Origin of the sequence: Paramesorhizobium endophyticum (assembly GCF_014640615.1) — a bacterium.
Taxonomy (GTDB): domain Bacteria; phylum Pseudomonadota; class Alphaproteobacteria; order Rhizobiales; family Rhizobiaceae; genus Paramesorhizobium; species Paramesorhizobium endophyticum.
Genome location: NZ_BMHH01000002.1, coordinates 216,322 through 232,644, shown reverse-complemented (window position 1 = coordinate 232,644; position 16,323 = coordinate 216,322). Strand labels below are relative to the sequence as shown.

Annotated in this window: 17 protein-coding genes; 5 read left to right on the top strand and 12 right to left on the bottom strand. The window is 61.2% G+C overall.

The genetic code is table 11. The annotated features are described in order from the left end of the window. Positions 1-82: 82 nt before the first annotated feature. Both IEX53_RS03590 and IEX53_RS03585 read right to left on the bottom strand, forming a co-directional pair. On the bottom strand, positions 83-430 hold the full coding sequence (locus IEX53_RS03590; RefSeq protein WP_188821513.1) for an AzlD domain-containing protein: 348 nt from the start codon (positions 428-430) through the stop codon (positions 83-85). After that, complete coding sequence (locus tag IEX53_RS03585) at positions 427-1,176, bottom strand: AzlC family ABC transporter permease (protein ID WP_236016013.1); 750 nt, start codon at positions 1,174-1,176, stop codon at positions 427-429. The genes IEX53_RS03590 and IEX53_RS03585 overlap by 4 nt, the downstream gene beginning before the upstream one ends. 398 nt (positions 1,177-1,574) lie before the next feature. Here IEX53_RS03585 and IEX53_RS03580 point away from each other — a divergent pair, with 398 nt between their 5' ends. Continuing rightward, a complete protein-coding gene (locus IEX53_RS03580; RefSeq protein ID WP_188821511.1) occupies positions 1,575-2,189 on the top strand; it encodes a LysE family translocator in 615 nt (204 codons plus the stop codon). A 314-nt stretch (positions 2,190-2,503) separates the two neighbouring features. Here IEX53_RS03580 and clpA read toward each other — a convergent pair whose 3' ends face one another. Both clpA and clpS read right to left on the bottom strand, forming a co-directional pair. Continuing rightward, positions 2,504-4,951, bottom strand: coding sequence for an ATP-dependent Clp protease ATP-binding subunit ClpA (clpA, locus tag IEX53_RS03575; protein WP_188821509.1), 2,448 nt, complete (start codon positions 4,949-4,951; stop codon positions 2,504-2,506). A gap of 6 nt (positions 4,952-4,957) precedes the next feature. Further along, positions 4,958-5,311, bottom strand: a complete 354-nt coding sequence (gene clpS / locus IEX53_RS03570; protein ID WP_188821507.1) for an ATP-dependent Clp protease adapter ClpS — start codon at positions 5,309-5,311, stop codon at positions 4,958-4,960. Positions 5,312-5,706: 395 nt separating this feature from the next. Between clpS and IEX53_RS03565 the strand changes: the two genes are divergently transcribed. Both IEX53_RS03565 and IEX53_RS03560 read left to right on the top strand, forming a co-directional pair. Continuing rightward, a complete protein-coding gene (locus IEX53_RS03565; protein WP_188821506.1) occupies positions 5,707-7,083 on the top strand; it encodes a D-alanyl-D-alanine carboxypeptidase in 1,377 nt (458 codons plus the stop codon). A 76-nt stretch (positions 7,084-7,159) separates the two neighbouring features. Beyond that, positions 7,160-7,429: a hypothetical protein gene (locus IEX53_RS03560; RefSeq protein WP_188821504.1), complete on the top strand. Its 270-nt coding sequence runs from the start codon at positions 7,160-7,162 to the stop codon at positions 7,427-7,429. Positions 7,430-7,452: 23 nt separating this feature from the next. Here the strand turns inward: IEX53_RS03560 and IEX53_RS03555 are convergent, their stop codons facing one another. The 3 genes from IEX53_RS03555 to IEX53_RS03545 form a co-directional block, all read right to left on the bottom strand. Continuing rightward, positions 7,453-7,890, bottom strand: a complete 438-nt coding sequence (locus tag IEX53_RS03555; protein ID WP_188821502.1) for a DUF1489 family protein — start codon at positions 7,888-7,890, stop codon at positions 7,453-7,455. A gap of 95 nt (positions 7,891-7,985) precedes the next feature. Beyond that, positions 7,986-9,386 carry an L-serine ammonia-lyase gene (locus tag IEX53_RS03550; protein ID WP_188821500.1) on the bottom strand — a complete coding sequence of 467 codons (1,401 nt, stop codon included), beginning with the start codon at positions 9,384-9,386 and terminating at the stop codon, positions 7,986-7,988. A 77-nt stretch (positions 9,387-9,463) separates the two neighbouring features. Beyond that, positions 9,464-10,279 carry a YdcF family protein gene (locus IEX53_RS03545; RefSeq protein WP_188821498.1) on the bottom strand — a complete coding sequence of 272 codons (816 nt, stop codon included), beginning with the start codon at positions 10,277-10,279 and terminating at the stop codon, positions 9,464-9,466. A gap of 123 nt (positions 10,280-10,402) precedes the next feature. Between IEX53_RS03545 and IEX53_RS03540 the strand changes: the two genes are divergently transcribed. Next, entirely contained in the window at positions 10,403-11,389 is a 987-nt protein-coding gene (locus tag IEX53_RS03540) for a heparan-alpha-glucosaminide N-acetyltransferase (RefSeq protein ID WP_188821497.1), read from the top strand. A 108-nt stretch (positions 11,390-11,497) separates the two neighbouring features. Here IEX53_RS03540 and IEX53_RS03535 read toward each other — a convergent pair whose 3' ends face one another. Continuing rightward, positions 11,498-12,001 (bottom strand): YciE/YciF ferroxidase family protein, encoded by a 504-nt coding sequence (locus IEX53_RS03535; RefSeq protein ID WP_188821495.1) that lies wholly within the window; start codon positions 11,999-12,001, stop codon positions 11,498-11,500. Positions 12,002-12,212: 211 nt separating this feature from the next. On the opposite strand from IEX53_RS03535, the gene IEX53_RS03530 reads away from it, so the two are divergent. Further along, entirely contained in the window at positions 12,213-13,004 is a 792-nt protein-coding gene (locus tag IEX53_RS03530; protein ID WP_188821493.1) for a GGDEF domain-containing protein, read from the top strand. A gap of 3 nt (positions 13,005-13,007) precedes the next feature. Here the strand turns inward: IEX53_RS03530 and IEX53_RS03525 are convergent, their stop codons facing one another. From IEX53_RS03525 to IEX53_RS03510, 4 genes are read right to left on the bottom strand one after another with little or no spacing between them, the layout of a single operon-like run. Then, positions 13,008-13,538, bottom strand: coding sequence for a GNAT family N-acetyltransferase (locus IEX53_RS03525; RefSeq protein WP_188821491.1), 531 nt, complete (start codon positions 13,536-13,538; stop codon positions 13,008-13,010). A gap of 2 nt (positions 13,539-13,540) precedes the next feature. Next, complete coding sequence (sseA, locus tag IEX53_RS03520; protein ID WP_188821489.1) at positions 13,541-14,395, bottom strand: 3-mercaptopyruvate sulfurtransferase; 855 nt, start codon at positions 14,393-14,395, stop codon at positions 13,541-13,543. A gap of 31 nt (positions 14,396-14,426) precedes the next feature. Beyond that, positions 14,427-15,164, bottom strand: coding sequence for an alanyl-tRNA editing protein (locus tag IEX53_RS03515; protein WP_188821487.1), 738 nt, complete (start codon positions 15,162-15,164; stop codon positions 14,427-14,429). A gap of 4 nt (positions 15,165-15,168) precedes the next feature. Further along, positions 15,169-16,200, bottom strand: a complete 1,032-nt coding sequence (locus IEX53_RS03510; protein ID WP_188821485.1) for a cysteine synthase A — start codon at positions 16,198-16,200, stop codon at positions 15,169-15,171. Positions 16,201-16,323: the final 123 nt, after the last annotated feature.

Genomic DNA, 16,323 nt, shown 5'->3' with positions numbered 1-16,323 from the left:
GAATCCTGCCCGGACCGTGATTGCCTATCTTTTTCTTTATGGCAGATCCTCGGGACAAGCCCGAGGATGACGGAGGAAGCGGCTATAAAACCAACAACCCTATAACGAGCAAAATCTCCGCCACCGCGACGCCGACCAAAACGCGCTTGCCGGTGGCGAGATAGAGGGCGAAGCCGACTGCCGCCGCGCCGACGCGCAGCCATAGCGGGGAGCTTGCGAGTTCCCCGGTCGGGTAAAGGATAAGCTGGGCGATGACGGCGGCGACCAGCGCCGTGGCGATGCAGCGCACCAGCACGAGCGCCTGGCTGTCCTCGCGGATGCGGCCGCCTACGAACACGCCGAGAAAACGCCAGATATCGGTTGCGAGCCATCCCGCAAGCAGGATGAAGACGAACGGCCACCACCAGTCTGGAAAGCTTTCCCAGGTCATTTCGCCTCCATGCGGCTGTGTTGGATACGGTGGAACATGAAGGCCGCGATGCCACCCACAATGCCGGTCAGCAGCAGGTCATAGCCGGGCGCGATGCCGTGGAAGATCGGGAACAGGACAAGTCCAGCGACCATCGCCACATTACCCGCCTTTTCGCGCGTCGAGCGCCAGAGCGAGGTCAGGAAATACATCGGCGTCAGCATGAACAAGGCCGCGAAGACGATGGGCGGGAAGCTCGCCGAAAGCATGTAGACGATGGCGACGATCAGCGCGTTGGTGCCGACAAGCACCATGCCGATGCCGGCGAAATAGCTGGTGCGCAGGTCGCGCGGGATCTTGCGCAGCTCTTCCATTGCCATCACCCATGCGGTGACCGCGACGAAATGGGACAGGAACAGCAGCGTGATGCGCCGGGTGCGCGGCCCCTGCAATTCCGGTAGCAGCGACACGACCATCGGCATCAGCCGCACCGAAGAGAGCGCCACGGCAAGCGCCGCCGCCGGTAATGTCGCTCCCGATGCCACCGCGCCGATCAGCACCACCTTTCCCGGGAGCGCCCAGATGACCAGCGTCATGAACACGGTCTGCGCCATCGTCATGCCGCTTTCGATGGCGAGCCCGGCAAAGCCGACGAAAGAACTCATCAGCAGCACGGCGGGGACGCTGGCGATCCGTGACGCGCCGCGCAGGAACCAGCTGAAGCGGGTAGCGAAATCTGGAACGGACTCGGAAAGATGGTCGTGCATGAGCCGCCAAGTAGACTACCCCGCCGTCATCGGCAAGTGTATCGGGACTGGGCTTTGCTGGTTTATGCTTGCGTCTTTCCGTGCTACAGCAATCTCCACACGGAACCAACTGTGTGCTCTAAAAACGCACAGTGGAATGCCCCTCACCCTTACCCTCTCCCCGCACGCGGGGCGAGGGGGCATTTGCGTTACCGCCTTTTCCTGTCCCCTGCACCTGGCAGAAAGATAAGGCGAAAACATTCATGTCCCCCTCTCCCCGTAATTCACGGGGAGAGGGTAAGGGTGAGGGGCAATCCTCGACGCTCCCGCGGCCCTCACCCCAAACTTGTCGAAGGGGAGCCTCGAAGGACGAGGGCGCTTTGCACCACTTGGATTTCGTGAATGGAACGGAGGAAATCGTGTCGACTGAACTATATCTGGGCTTTCTGGCTGCCACCGTGGCGCTCGCTCTCATGCCGGGGCCGAATGTCGCGCTGATCACGGCAAACTCCGTCGCCTATGGGCGCAAGTTCGGCCTGATCACCGTTCTGGGCACCACCGCTGCCATGGTTCCACAGCTCGCTCTCACTGTTCTTGGCATGACCGGACTGCTCGCGCTGGCGGGCGAGCTGTTCGAATGGGTGCGCTGGATCGGCGTCGCCTATCTCGTCTATCTCGGTTTCCAGGCGTGGCGCGCACCGGGCATAGATCTCACCCAGATCAAGCCGGAGCCGCGCTCAGTGCGCTCGATCTTCTGGCGCGGCTTCCTGGTGTCGTCGGCGAACCCGAAGACCCTCTTGTTCTACGGCGCGTTCTTTCCGCAGTTCGTCTCTCCGGATGCGCCGATCGTGCCGCAGCTTATCCTCCTGTCGGTGTCGTTCCTCACCGTCGCCCTCACCTTCGATTCCTGCTGGGCGCTCCTCGCCGACCGCCTGCGCGGCCTGCTGGCATCGCGCGGGCTGGTGCGGAACCGGTTGACAGGCTCGTTCTATTTTGCGGCTGCGGTTGGGCTGGCGAGCGTGAAGCGGGGGTGACGGGTCGTTTGCAGGAGAACAGCGCCAAGGGCGATCCCTTCACCCTCGCCCTTCGAGGCTCGTTCCGCTGCGCTCCACGAGCACCTCAGGATGAGGGTGAAGGGCGTGGGCACCTCGGAAAGCGGTGAAAGGGGTGACGGCGCTCCAGTAGCCCTCATGGTGAGGTGCGACCCGAAGCTGTGAGCGTGCGAACGAGCGAAGGGGAGCCTCGAACCACGAGGGCGCTTGGCGCTTCCTCAAATCATGAACCGCTCTAAGGCCACAAAAAAGCCGCCCCCGAAGGGCGGCTTTTTCATGTCTCAATACAACCCAGCTTACTTCCGCGGCACCTTCGGCACCGAAGCCTTGGCGCGTGGCGCGGGTTTGTCCGCAGCGACCACCTTTTCAGGCTCGGCCTTTTTCGCCGCTGTCCGCTTCTTCGCCGCAGGCTTCTTCTCTGCGGGAATATCCTTCTTCGGCTTGACCGGCACTTCGTCCGCTATGCTTTCGAGGAGCAGCGTGGACACGCCGTCCTTTTCGCCGACGGTAACGCGGACCGTGCCGCCATTCTTGAGCTTGCCGAACAGCACCTCATCCGCCAGTGGCTTCTTGATGTGCTCCTGGATGACGCGAGCCAGAGGCCGTGCGCCCATGCGCTCGTCATATCCCTTGTCGGCAAGCCAGGCGATGGCTTCGTCGGTCAGCTGGAAGGTCACGCCGCGGTCGGCAAGCTGCGCCTCGAGCTGCAGAACGAATTTCTGGACCACCTGATGAATGACCGGAACGGGCAGCGGACCGAACGGAATGATGGCATCGAGACGGTTGCGGAATTCCGGCGTGAACAGCCGGTTGATCGCTTCCATGTCGTCGCCATCGCGCCGCGACGAGCCGAAGCCAATGGCTGCCTTCGCCATATCCGCCGCGCCCGCATTGGTCGTCATGATCAGGATGACATTGCGGAAATCGATCTGCTTGCCATTATGATCGGTCAGCTTGCCATGGTCCATCACCTGCAACAGTATGTTGAACAGGTCCGGATGCGCCTTCTCGATCTCGTCGAGCAGCAGCACGCAATGCGGATGCTGGTCCACGCCATCGGTCAACAAGCCGCCCTGGTCGAAGCCGACATAGCCCGGAGGCGCGCCGATGAGCCGCGAGACGGTATGGCGCTCCATATATTCCGACATGTCGAAGCGTAGCAGTTCCACGCCGAGCGAACTTGCAAGTTGCTTGGCGACTTCCGTCTTGCCTACGCCGGTGGGGCCGGAGAACAGATAGCTGCCGATGGGCTTGTCCGGCTCGCGCAGCCCGGCGCGGGCGAGCTTGATCGCCGCAGAGAGCGCCTCGATGGCAAGATCCTGCCCATAGACGACGCGCTTCAGCTCGGCCTCGAGGTTGGAGAGCACCTCCTCGTCATCCTTGGAGACGGATTTCGGCGGGATGCGCGCCATGGTGGCGACGGTCGCCTCGATCTCCTTGACGCCGATGGTCTTCTTGCGCTTCGACTCCGGCAGTAGCATCTGGCTCGCGCCCGTCTCGTCGATCACATCGATCGCCTTGTCCGGCAGCTTGCGGTCGTTGATATAGCGGGCCGAAAGCTCCACCGCCGACTTGATCGCCTCCACGGTGTATTTCACCTTGTGGAAGTCCTCGAAATAGGGCTTGAGGCCCTTCATGATCTCGATCGCGTCGGGGATCGACGGCTCGTTGACGTCGATCTTCTGGAAGCGGCGCACCAGCGCCCGATCCTTCTCGAAGAACTGGCGGAACTCCTTGTAGGTGGTCGATCCGATGCAGCGGATCGCGCCGGAGGAGAGCGCCGGCTTCAGAAGGTTGGATGCATCCATCGCCCCGCCCGAGGTCGCGCCCGCGCCGATGACGGTGTGAATCTCATCGATGAACAGGACTGCGCCGGGGTAATCCTCCAGCTCCTTCACCACCTGCTTCAAACGCTCCTCGAAATCGCCGCGATAGCGGGTGCCGGCCAGCAACGTGCCCATGTCGAGCGCGAAGATGACAGCGTTGAGAAGCACGTTGGGGACGTCACCCTCGACGATGCGCTTGGCGAGGCCCTCGGCTATCGCCGTCTTGCCGACACCGGGATCGCCCACATAGAGCGGGTTGTTCTTGGAGCGGCGGCACAGAACCTGGATGGTGCGGTTGATTTCGGAATCCCGCCCGATCAGCGGGTCGATACGCCCTGCCTTCGCCTTTTCGTTCAGATTGACGCAATAGGCGGTCAGCGCGTCCTGCTTCTTCTTGGAATTGTCGTCCTGCTCCTGCGTCGGATGCTCCTCGCCATTGGCCTCCGCGCCGCGCGGGCCACGGGTTTCCGCAGCGCCGGGACGCTTGGAAATGCCATGCGAGATGTAGTTGACCGCGTCGTAGCGGGTCATCTGCTGTTCCTGCAGGAAATAGGCGGCATGGCTCTCGCGCTCGGCAAAGATGGCGACTAGTACGTTCGCGCCCGTCACTTCCTCGCGGTTCGAGGATTGAACGTGAATAACCGCCCGCTGGATGACACGCTGGAACGCCGCCGTGGGCTTCGAATCCTCGTCATAACCCGTCACGAGATTGTCGAGCTCGCGGTCGACATATTCGGTGACCGTACGCCGCAGATGCTCCATGTCGACATTGCAGGCTCGCATCACCGCACCGGCGTCCTGATCGTCGATCAGGGCCAGCAGAAGATGCTCCAGCGTCGCATATTCATGATGCCGTTCGTTAGCGATTGTCAGGGCCTGGTGGAGCGCCCTTTCAAGGCTTGGGGAGAATGATGGCATGCGACCTCACTTTTTCTCCATCACGCATTGCAGCGGATGCTCGTGTTGGCGGGCGAAATCCATAACCTGCGTTACCTTGGTCTCCGCGACCTCGTAAGTAAAGACCCCGCATTCGCCAACGCCATGATTGTGAACATGGAGCATGATGCGGGTGGCATCGTCCCTGTTCTTCTGGAAGAAGCGCTCCAGCACATGGATCACGAATTCCATGGGCGTATAATCGTCATTGATCAGGAGAACCCGATAAAGGCTCGGCTTCTTGGCTTTCGGCTTCGTACGCGTGATGACGGCGGTGCCACGGCCAACAGTGCTGCCGCTCCCGCCTTCATCGCTCTGCATGATCAATTCGAAACGGATCATTGTCTTTAAAACACCTAGGGTCAGGACCTGTGCTCAAGCGCTGCTCCATAATGTAGGGTGCGGCACGCTGATTTTAAGCCCTCGTTTGGCAGTTGCAACTTCACTTCCGAATTCAAATCATAACACGGAAAACGAAAGAAACAGTTGCAAGAAATGGGGGAAGATTTCCAGATTCTATATGGGGTCCCGCCTCACGGATTTCCAAGACCCCGGCAACGCCATCCAAAGGCGCTGAGCGAAAATCTTAATAAATTTTTTATGAAATCCCCACGAAAAAATGAACAGGGCGGTTACCATAAACGGATTGGTAACGCTATGGCCGATAGGGTCGGGAAAATCATGTGGCGCGTTCGTAGCGCGCACCCAACCACAAGCATACCAGGCAGGTAGTCATCGTGCGTACAGCGTTCCGTCAAGCCGCCTCCGTTTTCACGAAAGCGGCGCAGGCCATCCTGGCGTTCACAGTCATTACCGGTTGCTCCACGGCAAGCGTCCCTCCCGCCCAGGCCGATTCCGGCAAATACGCCGCGATCGTCGTCGATGCGAATACGGGAAAAACGCTTTTTTCCGCCAATGCGGATGCCGCGCGCTACCCCGCTTCGCTGACCAAGATGATGACGCTCTACATGCTGTTCGAGGCGATGCAGGCCGGGCGCGTCAACAAGAACACGCAGATGCCCGTTTCCGCCTATGCCGCGGCGCGCCCGCCGACGAAGTTGGGCCTCAAACCCGGCCAGACGATCCGCGCGGAAGACGCCATACTCGGTCTCATCACTCGTTCCGCCAACGACGCCGCCGCCGTGATCGGCGAATATCTCGGCGGCTCGGAAGCGCGATTCGCGCAGATGATGACCGCCAAGGCCCGCCGGCTCGGCATGAGAGACACCCAGTTCCGCAATGCTTCCGGTCTGCCCGACCGGGCGCAGCGCTCCACCGCGCGCGACATGGCCATTCTCGGCATCGCACTACGCGAGCATTTCCCGCGCGAGTTCGCTTATTTCTCCGCACGAAGCTTCGTTTACAAGGGCCGCACCATCCGGGGCCACAATCGCCTGCTCGGCAAGGTCGAGGGCGTGGACGGCATCAAGACCGGCTATACGCGCGATTCCGGCTATAATCTCGTGTCTTCAGTCAAGGTCGACGGGCGCAAGGTTGTCGCGGTGGTGATGGGCGGCAAAAGCGGCGGCGCCCGCGACGCGCATATGACCGCTCTCCTCGCGAAATATGTGCCGCAGGCATCGCGCCGTGGCGGCGAGCCGCTGCTGGCCGCGCGGCAGGAAACGCCGATGGAGGTTGCGCCCGTCACGCCTGTGAGCCTGCCTGAGGCGGAAGAAGCGCCGGTTCCGGTAGCGCGCGTCGAAACAGAAGAAGCGTACGGCCAGGGCGATGCGGATGACGAAGTGGTCACGGCGCTCGCAGCCCCCACGCCGCGGCCTGCCGCAGCCGTTGCGGTGGCCTCCATCGCCAAGCCTCAAGCCGTGCCGGCGCATGTCGACCCGGTCACCACCGCCTCTGCCCGCGCCGCCGGCGGATGGGCAATCCAGATCGGCTCGCTGCCGAGCTCGGAACAGGCGCAGGCGATGCTCGCCAAGGCCGCTGCTGAAGCCGGATCGACGCTCGCCGCCGTGACGGCCCGCACGGAAACCTTCGAGCAGAAATCGAAAACCTTCTACCGCGCCCGTTTCGTCGGCTTCGAAACCCAGACCGCAGCCTCGAAAGCCTGCGCCGTCCTGAAGCGGAAAGATTTCAGCTGCTACGCGATCGCCCAGTAAAAATCTTGATTGGGCGCCCCGTCGTCCAGTCATTGTTTACCAAAACCCGCAATAGTTCTCAGTAGAGGGTTTTTCCATGCCGAAAAAGCAGAAGATCACTGGAATCCAGAGTGCGCATTCAAAGGTGGAGGCGACGTCCCTGCTCAACATGCAGGCGCTGCATCAGGCCGCCGTTCGCCTGGCCGATTTGAAACGGGGCGGATCGACGCTGACCACGCGCGATCTCGTGGCGCTGCTCATCTGCCACGCGGCACGCTCGCGCCGGGCCTCCCTGCCCTTCGCACCGGTCCATTTGCACACATCCGACCCGCGCGGGATGAAGGCGATCCGGCTTCGTTTTCATTGAGTTGGGCGACCCCCTCTTATCTTCTACAGTAATCCCAGCGCCGCCAGTTCCTGGCGCAATTCCACCGGCAAAGCGACGCGGCCCTTCACGCCGTTTGTAACATCGGCGGGAATTTCGTTTTCCTTGAGATACCGCCATCCCTGAAATGCCCGGCGCGGCTGCCATTCGGTGAGAACAAGCCTAGGCTCCAGCACCAGATGGCAGCGCTGGATACCGTCCGTGTCCGTGAAGGGTCGGATATCGGTGAGCCGTTGGCGGCACTGGATGTTGCCTTTAATCACCCAATAGAGCGAACCGCCGTCGAGAAGCTCGTCAATGCGCTTGGGCACCATCCGGGTGGTGTGGAACTGTTCCGGCAATTCGCCGGCGGCGCGCTTCTCTTCCAGGCGGAAATCGATCCACGCGGCAAGATCCTCAATGCTGTCGCATCCGACGCAGAGCTTTACGATGTGAAGTGGCATGGCACGGGCAATAAAGGGAGTATGGGAATAAGGGAATAGGGGAGTATGCTCGAATGAACAATATATCTGCCCTTTTCTCAGTATCTGCCCTTTTCTCAGCACTCCACCACATTGACCGCCAGGCCGCCTTGGCTCGTTTCCTTGTAGCGCTCGTTCATGTCGATGCCGGTCTGGCGCATGGTTTCGATGCAGGCGTCGAGCGGCACGAAATGGGTGCCGTCGCCCTTGATCGCCAGCGATGCCGCCGTGACGGCCTTCACCGCGCCAAGCGCATTGCGCTCGATGCAGGGCACCTGCACCAGCCCGCCGACGGGATCGCAGGTCATGCCTAGATGATGCTCCAGCGCGATCTCCGCTGCGTTCTCGATCTGCTCAGGCGTACCGCCCAGTACGGCGGCAAGCCCCGCCGCCGCCATTGCCGAAGCGGAGCCCACCTCTCCCTGGCACCCCACCTCCGCGCCCGAGATCGAAGCATTGTGCTTGATCACGCCGCCGATGGCCGCCGAAGTCAGCAGGAAATCTCGGATGCCCTTCTGGTCCGCATCGTCATGGAAACGGACATAATAGCGCAGCACCGCAGGCACGACGCCCGCCGCGCCATTGGTCGGCGCGGTGACGACACGACCGCCCGCCGCATTCTCCTCATTGACCGCCATGGCATAGACCGAGAGCCAGTCATTGGCGAGCAGCGGGTTTCGCCGGTTCTGGCGCCATTCCTCCTCCAGCCGGTCATGCAACTGTCGCGCACGGCGGCGCACCTTGAGACCGCCGGGCATGATACCTTCCTGGCGCAGCCCACGCTCGATGCAGGCGCGCATTGCATCCCAGATGCGGTCGAGCCCCTCGTCGAGCGCGGCGCGGCTCATCCGCGTTTCCTCATTGGCTCGCTTCATTTCGGCAATGGAAAGGCCGCTCTCCCGCGCCATCGCCAGCATCTCGGCAGCATTGGCGAAGGGATAAGGCACGTCGGTGGCTTGGAGAACTGCGCCGCCGTTTTTCTGCTTTGCCAGCTCCTCCTCGGTGACCACGAAGCCGCCGCCGATGGAATAATAAACCCGGCGGAGCAGCAGACGGTCATCGGCATCGTAAGCCTCGAAGGCAAGGCCGTTGGTATGGCCGGGAAGCGCCACCTTGCGGTCCATGATGAGGTCGCTGTCCGGATCGAAGCAATAGGCGGGATGCCCGTCCGGCTGGATGCGCTTTTCCGCCCGCACCTGATCGATGATTCCGGCCATATCATCCGGGTTGATCCGGCCGGGAAGATAGCCGCAAAGGCCCAGGATAACCGCCCGGTCCGTTGCATGGCCGACGCCGGTGAAGGCCAGCGAGCCATGCAACCGTGCCTTAAGCCGGGTAACTTTCACGCCTGCCGGACGCGGCCAGTGGCCGTCCTTCAATTCAAAAAGAAAGACATTCGCCGCCGTCATCGGCCCCATCGTGTGGGAACTCGATGGGCCTATCCCAATCTTGTAGAGATCAAATACCGAAAGAAACATGCCGGTCCACTATATCAGTTCAGGAGAAGATGGACCACACCGGGGAAAATGCGAAGTCCAATGCCGACCTTCGCTTATCAGCCTACGACAGAAGCTCCGCCGGGTGCAGGGAGCACTTCACCAATCTTGCCACTGAGCCAATATGCCGCAAGGCCCAGCCATTCCCGCATTGCGACGGCTACGCGCGTCAGATTTCGCGAGGGATTCTGCAGATCGAAGGTGAAGCGCGTATCGGTGCGGGTCGAATAATCGACCGGCCATGCGATCACGGGAAAGCCGGCCTGCCGGAAGCATCCGACGGAGCGCGGCATGTGAAATGCGGAGGTGACGAGTAGCCAGGTTTCGCCCGGTTTCGGCTTGACCACATCGCGGGAGTAGACGGCATTTTCAAGGGTATTGCGCGATTGCTCCTCAAAGAAGAACCTGTCTCCGGTCAGTCCGAAATCGCTGAAAAGCGCCCGAGTGCTGATGGCGTCAGCTACGGAGGCGTCAAAAAATGTCCCCTCGCCGCCGGACACGACGATGCGCGCTTCCGGATAAAGCCGCGCCAGGCGCATCGTCTCGATGACGCGGTCGGCCGCCCTGTTTACCTCATGGCCGCCGCGGGATGCGTTGACCTCACCCTCCATATAGCCGCCAAGCACGACGACGCCGTCGATCCGTTCCGGCAGCGCGGGGCGCGGCGGGAACCTGTCTTCAAGCGGTTGGAGCATGATACTGCCCAAGGTCGTGAACCCTGCAAGAAGGAGGAAGATCGCCGTAATACCCGAGAATGCGAGCGCGAGGCGTCGATAGCCGAGAGCGATCGCCAGTATAGACACCAGCAGTCCCACAAGAAGCAAGGTTACCGGCTGGGCGAAGAGCCAGAATATCTTCGACACAGCGAAAAACACTGATGCCCTCTCCTCTCTGACAAAGCGGTTTTTGACCGCCGCGCGGCCTTGAAGTAAAGAGGACATTCAGGCGTTTTCAGTGAACACGCAACCCGCTTTTCGGCCCCTTCCGCGGAATTCTCCATGCAGCTTGAACAGACCGCCGCCGACTCCCGCCCAGCAACGAAACCGCGCCTTGCCCGGATCGATATCACGCGCGGCATCGCCCTGCTCGCGATGGCGATCTACCATACGGGGTGGGATTTCGAGTTCTTCGGCTATCTCGACCCCGGAACCACGGGGCATGGCGGCTGGAAACTCTTCGCGCGCATGATCGCGTCTAGCTTCCTCATCCTTGTCGGCTTCAGCCTCGTGCTGGCGCATGGCAAGGGGATACGCTGGAGGTCTTTCGGCATCCGGCTTGCGCAGATCGCAGGCGCGGCGTTCGCCATCACGCTCGTCACCTGGTATATGATTCCCGGCAGCTTCATCTTCTTCGGCATCCTGCACCAGATCGCGCTGGCGAGCCTGCTGGGGCTGCTATTTCTGTGGCTGCCGATCCCGGTCATCGTCCTTTGCGCGGCGGTATTCGTCGCCCTGCCCTTCTATTATCAATCGTCCCTTTTCGACCACCCTGCCCTCTGGTGGGTCGGGCTCTCGACCATATTCCCGCGCTCCAATGATTATGTGCCGCTGTTTCCATGGTTTGGCGCGGTGTTGGGAGGCATGGCGCTGGCGCGGATCTTCCAGCGCTTCCAGTTGATGCCGATCCTGCAGAACGGCACCGGCTTCCCTCTTCTCGACCGCCCGCTCACCTTCATCGGCGGGCACAGCCTCGCCTTCTACCTCACGCACCAACCAATACTCATCGCCTGCGTCTTCCTCATCGCCCAGCTACTCCCCCCATCGATGGCCGACCAGCACGCGCGGTTCGTGCAAACCTGCGAGCAAAGCTGCCAGATGACCAATAACGGGCAACTCTGCCACCGCTTCTGCGCCTGCGTTACCGCGAAGCTGGATCAGGCCAAGTTATTCGACGAACTGTTCGAGAACCGGATGTCAACGGAAAGCCCGGAGGTTCGCGGCATTGCCGATATGTGCACGAAGGAAAGCGAGGCCACGGGAAGTTAAGTCGATAAAGCCGGAATTATACGCAAAAAGGACAGGAAGCTCTCGCTCCCTGCCCCACTTATGACGATTTAGACGTTCGCGACCCTGTTATAGGTCCGCGCTTGCCCATCAAGCCGCCTTGCGATTGATGTTGCTTTCAGCGAGCGCGGTCAGCTTCTGGTCGGTCGCCTTTTCTTCCTTCAAGTTTTGCTCGAAGAGCGCCGCGCAATCCCCGCGGCCCAGTTCCTTGGCCCAGGCGATCAGCGTGCCATAACGGGTGATTTCATAGTGCTCGACGGCCTGCGCCGCCGCGATCAGCGCCGCGTCCATCACAGTCGGATCGTCCACCTCGCCGGCAATCTCGTTGGTTTCCTCGATGATGCCGTCTATCGCCGGACAATTGACGCCCTTCGCTTCCACTCCATAAAGCTCGAACGCCTCCTCCAGACGCTTGATCTGGTTCTTCGTTTCGTTCAGGTGCTTTTCAAAGCCCATCCGGAGCTCGGCATTCTGCGTCTTTTCCATCATCTGGGGAAGCGCCTTGGCAATCTGCTGCTCGGCGTAATACATGTCGCGCATGGTGTGGACGAAAAGATCGTCCATGGAATGGATATCCTTCGAAAAGAAGCCCATGACCAAATTCCTCCTTGCCGTTAAAAAGAAGCCCGCCGTCCGGATTGATTGACGTGAAGGGAACGTCGCCCGGTGCATTTGGTTCCGCTTTTTGCGAGCCATGGCCGCCTTTGGAATTTTACCTGAACAAACCGTTTATTCCCCGTTCATGGAGGGTTCACCAGCGCTTCCCTATATGAGCGGCGGATGTATCTCTGGGGGACGGAAAAGCATGAAATCCGCTTTGCTGAAGGCGTTTGTGACGACTTTGGCCGTCATTGTCTTTTGTGAGCTGGTTTGCGTCGCCGTCCTGTGGTGGGCCGGAGGCGAGATAACGCTTTTTCCGCTCGTCATGACAGCGGCCCTCCCCGCCGTGACCGCCTTTCCCAATGCGCTCTACACCTATGTTCAGAATCACAAGCTGAAGGTGGCGCTGCATGAATTGAAGCTGGCGCATCAGCAATTGCAGGCAAAATCGCGGATCGACGACATGACGGGGCTGCTCAATCGCGGCTCCTTCTTCGAGGCCATGAAGATCAGCCGCGCGCGCGTGGAAACCGGCGCGGCGTTGGCCATCGACGCCGACCATTTCAAGGCGATCAACGATACCTATGGCCATGCCGTGGGCGACCGGGCCTTGAAGATCATCGCATTCGCCTTGCAGAACGCCACCCGCAAGGGCGATATCGTGGGCCGGATCGGCGGAGAGGAATTCTGCATCTACCTGCCCGGCGCTTCGCGGGAAACCGCCTTGCGCCTGGCGGAGCGGGTGCGCGCCGAGGTCGAGAACACGCCGCTTTATACGGCGTCAAACCAGATCCATCCGCTGACGATCAGCATCGGCTGCGCCATGGCGCCCAAGCATGAGTCGAATTCGCAGGTCTTGAGCCGGGCGGATAAATGCCTCTACCGCGCCAAGAAGCGGGGGCGCAATTGTGTCGTTTACGACGATGGCGAGGAGAACCCCGCCTACCACCTGCTTCCCCGGCAGGCGGGGGAAGGCGAGCGGGACGCGTCGGCCTGACCCCTATTCCCAAGCCTCCACTTCCTCCTCCGACCAGCCGACGGGCACGAAGCCCATTCTTTGGTAGAGTTGGAGCGCGCGAGGGCTGTCGAGGGAATTGGTGTGGATCGTCACCTTCTTCGGCCCATGCCACCAGGCCGCGGCGATCATTTCGGCGAGGAAGAAGCTTCCGAGACCTCGTCCCTGATAGTCGGGAACGAGGCCGAAATAGAGGATTTCCGCTTCATCCGGCAACCGCGCCAGATCGAACTCGGCAAAGCCAGCCGGGCAGCCATCCACATGGAGCACGTGGATTTCGGCGGCCCTGGCATTGATCGCCTCGGAAAGCTCCGCATCGCTCTGTTTGCGGCGCATCATCCAGTGATGCGGCTTTCCAACCTGCTCATAGAGATAGCGGTAATAATGCACGGGGATATTGGAAGCCCGCATGATCGCGAGCTTCATACCGGAGGGAGGCGGCACGGTGGGCGTGCTGCGCTCGGTCATTTCCAGATGCGTGATCCGCGCGACCAGCTTTTTCTGCTCCTCGGCCATCCCTAAGCCGCCTTGCCCGTCTCGATTGGCGTGTCGGGCCGACCGCCCCACTCGCTCCACGAGCCGTCATAAAGGAAATTGCCCTTGTGACCGAGCGATTCCAGCGCCAGAGTAATCACCGCCGCCGTCACGCCCGAGCCGCAACTCGTCACGACAGGCTTTGCGAGATCCACACCGGCTTCGTCGAATATCTCCTTCAACTCGTCCAGATTCTTCAGCTCGCCATCCTTGGACAGGCTCGCGACCGGCACATTGCGCGCGCCCGGCATATGGCCGGACCGCATGCCCGCGCGGGGCTCCGCCTCCTCGCCGCTGAACCGGCCCGGCGCGCGCGCATCGGCGATCTGCACCGAGCCGTCCTCGACGATCTGCAGCATCTTCTCAAAGCTCGCCACGCGCGACAGATCGAGGCTGGCGCTGAAGGTCGAGGGCGCGATCTTCGTCACGTCAGCCGTGACGGGCCGCCCTTCCCGCTTCCAGCGGTCGAAGCCGCCATCGAGCACGAAGACCTTCTTCGCTCCCATGATCCGGAGCAGAAACCAGACGCGCGGCGCGGTATACATGCCCGGCCCGTCATAAACGACGATCGTATCGTCCACCGTCAGCCCCATGGCGCTTGCTTCACGGACGAAGTCCTCTGCCGAGGGAATGGTATGCGGCAGGCCCGAGGAATGATCGGCAATCTTGTCCTGATCATAGAAAATTGCGCCGGAAATATGCGCCGCGTCATATTCGGCGCGCGGATCCCGGTTCTGCCCCGGCAGATACCAGGAGGCATCGAGAATGGAGAGGCCGGGCTCGCTCAGATGCTCTTCCAGCCAATCGGCTGAAACGACGAAGGGGCTTTTGTTGCTCATCTCATTCTCCTTGCTGACCATTTCAATGCGGCTAAACCAGCGCCCCGAACCGGATGCGGAAGCGGCGGTTTTCCCGGCCTTTCTTCTCGATCTTGCCGATATGGATTTCGCCGACTTCCTCCGTCGCCACCACATGGGTGCCGCCGCAGGGCTGCGAATCGATTGTTCCATCCTCACCGATAAGAACGAGCCGTATCCGGCCGCTGCCCATGGGCGGACGGACATTTTTCGACTTCACCAGCCCCGGATTGGCAGCCAGCTCATCATCGCTGATCCAGCGAGTAGAAATCGGCGCATTGGCGCGCACCATTTCCATAAGCCGCTCCGTCACGTTCTCGCGCGTATAGGACGGGTCGGGCAGGTCGAAATCGACCCGGCTTTCCTCCTCGCCCACGGCGGCGCCGGTAATCGGAAACGGGCAGATCACGGAAAGCAGATGGCAGGCCGTATGCATTCGCATCAGGCGGTAGCGGCGCGGCCAGTCGATATGGAGGATCAGCTTCTCGCCCGCCGCCGGCAGCGCCTGCCCCTCGGCGGGAATATGGATGATCTCGCTCTTGGTCTCGCCCGTTACAGTCGCGGCAATGTCAATGCGCGAGCCATCGGCGCGCTCGAAATGGCCGGTGTCGCCAGGCTGGCCACCCGATGTGGCATAGAAGTTCGTGGCGTCGAGGAGGATGCCGCCGCGCTCATTGACACCGATGACGGTTCCTTCGGCCTTCGCCAGATAGGCATCGTCACGGAACAGCGCTTTCGTCTCATAAGCCATCGGGTCACACAGCCTCATAGGGAATGGAAATGTCGGCCTTCCTTTCAAGCCATACCGGAACGGGCAGGTCCTTGGAACGCAGGAAATCTGGATTGAACATTTTCGACTGGTAGCGGTTGCCATAGTCGCAGAGCACGGTGACGATGGTGTGGCTCGGCCCCAGATCGCGCGCAAGCCGGATCGCCCCGGCGATGTTGATGCCGGACGAGCCGCCCAGGCACAGGCCCTCCTCCTGCACAAGATCGAAGATAATCTCCAGCGCCTCGGCATCCCCGATGCGATAGGCGAAATCCGGCGTGAAACCGTCGAGATTGGCGGTGATGCGCCCCTGCCCGATTCCCTCGGTGGTCGAACTGCCCTCTGCCTTCAGCTCGCCATCCGTGTACCAGGAATAGAGCGCCGCGCCATGCGGGTCCGCAAGCCCGATCTTGATGCCGGGGTTCTTCGCCTTCAGCCCAAGGCCGACGCCCGCGAGCGTGCCGCCGGAGCCGACCGCGCAAATGAAACCATCCACCTTGCCATCAGTATCGCGCCAGATTTCCTCGGCGGTCGTCTCGATATGCGCCTGACGGTTCACCTGATTGTCGAACTGGTTGGCCCAGATCGCGCCGTTCGGCTCGGTCTTCGCCAGTTGCTCGGCGAGACGGCCCGACAAGCGCACATAATTGTTGGGATTCTTGTAAGGGACCGCCGGCACTTCGATAAGCTCGGCGCCCAGCAGCCGCAGCGCGTCCTTCTTCTCCTGCGCCTGCGTCTCGGGAATAACGATGACCGTGCGGTAGCCGAGCGCCTTCGCCACCATGGTAAGGCCGATGCCGGTATTGCCCGCCGTCCCCTCGACGATGACGCCGCCGGGTTTCAGCAAGCCCTTACGCTCCGCGTCGCGGATGATATAGAGCGCCGCGCGATCCTTGACCGACTGGCCGGGGTTCAGGAACTCCGCCTTGCCCCAGATCTCACAGCCGGTGATTTCGGAAGCCTTTTTTAGCCTTATCAGCGGCGTGTTCCCGATCGCGTCGATCACCGTATCCAGCATCGCAAATGCCTCGCACCATTATCGTTGGCCGCGAAACTATTGGCTGGATGGATGTCAATCAAGCACCTGATACTCAAATTGCGAGGGAACACAGGCAAGTTTTTCCACGAAGCGCCGGTGAGG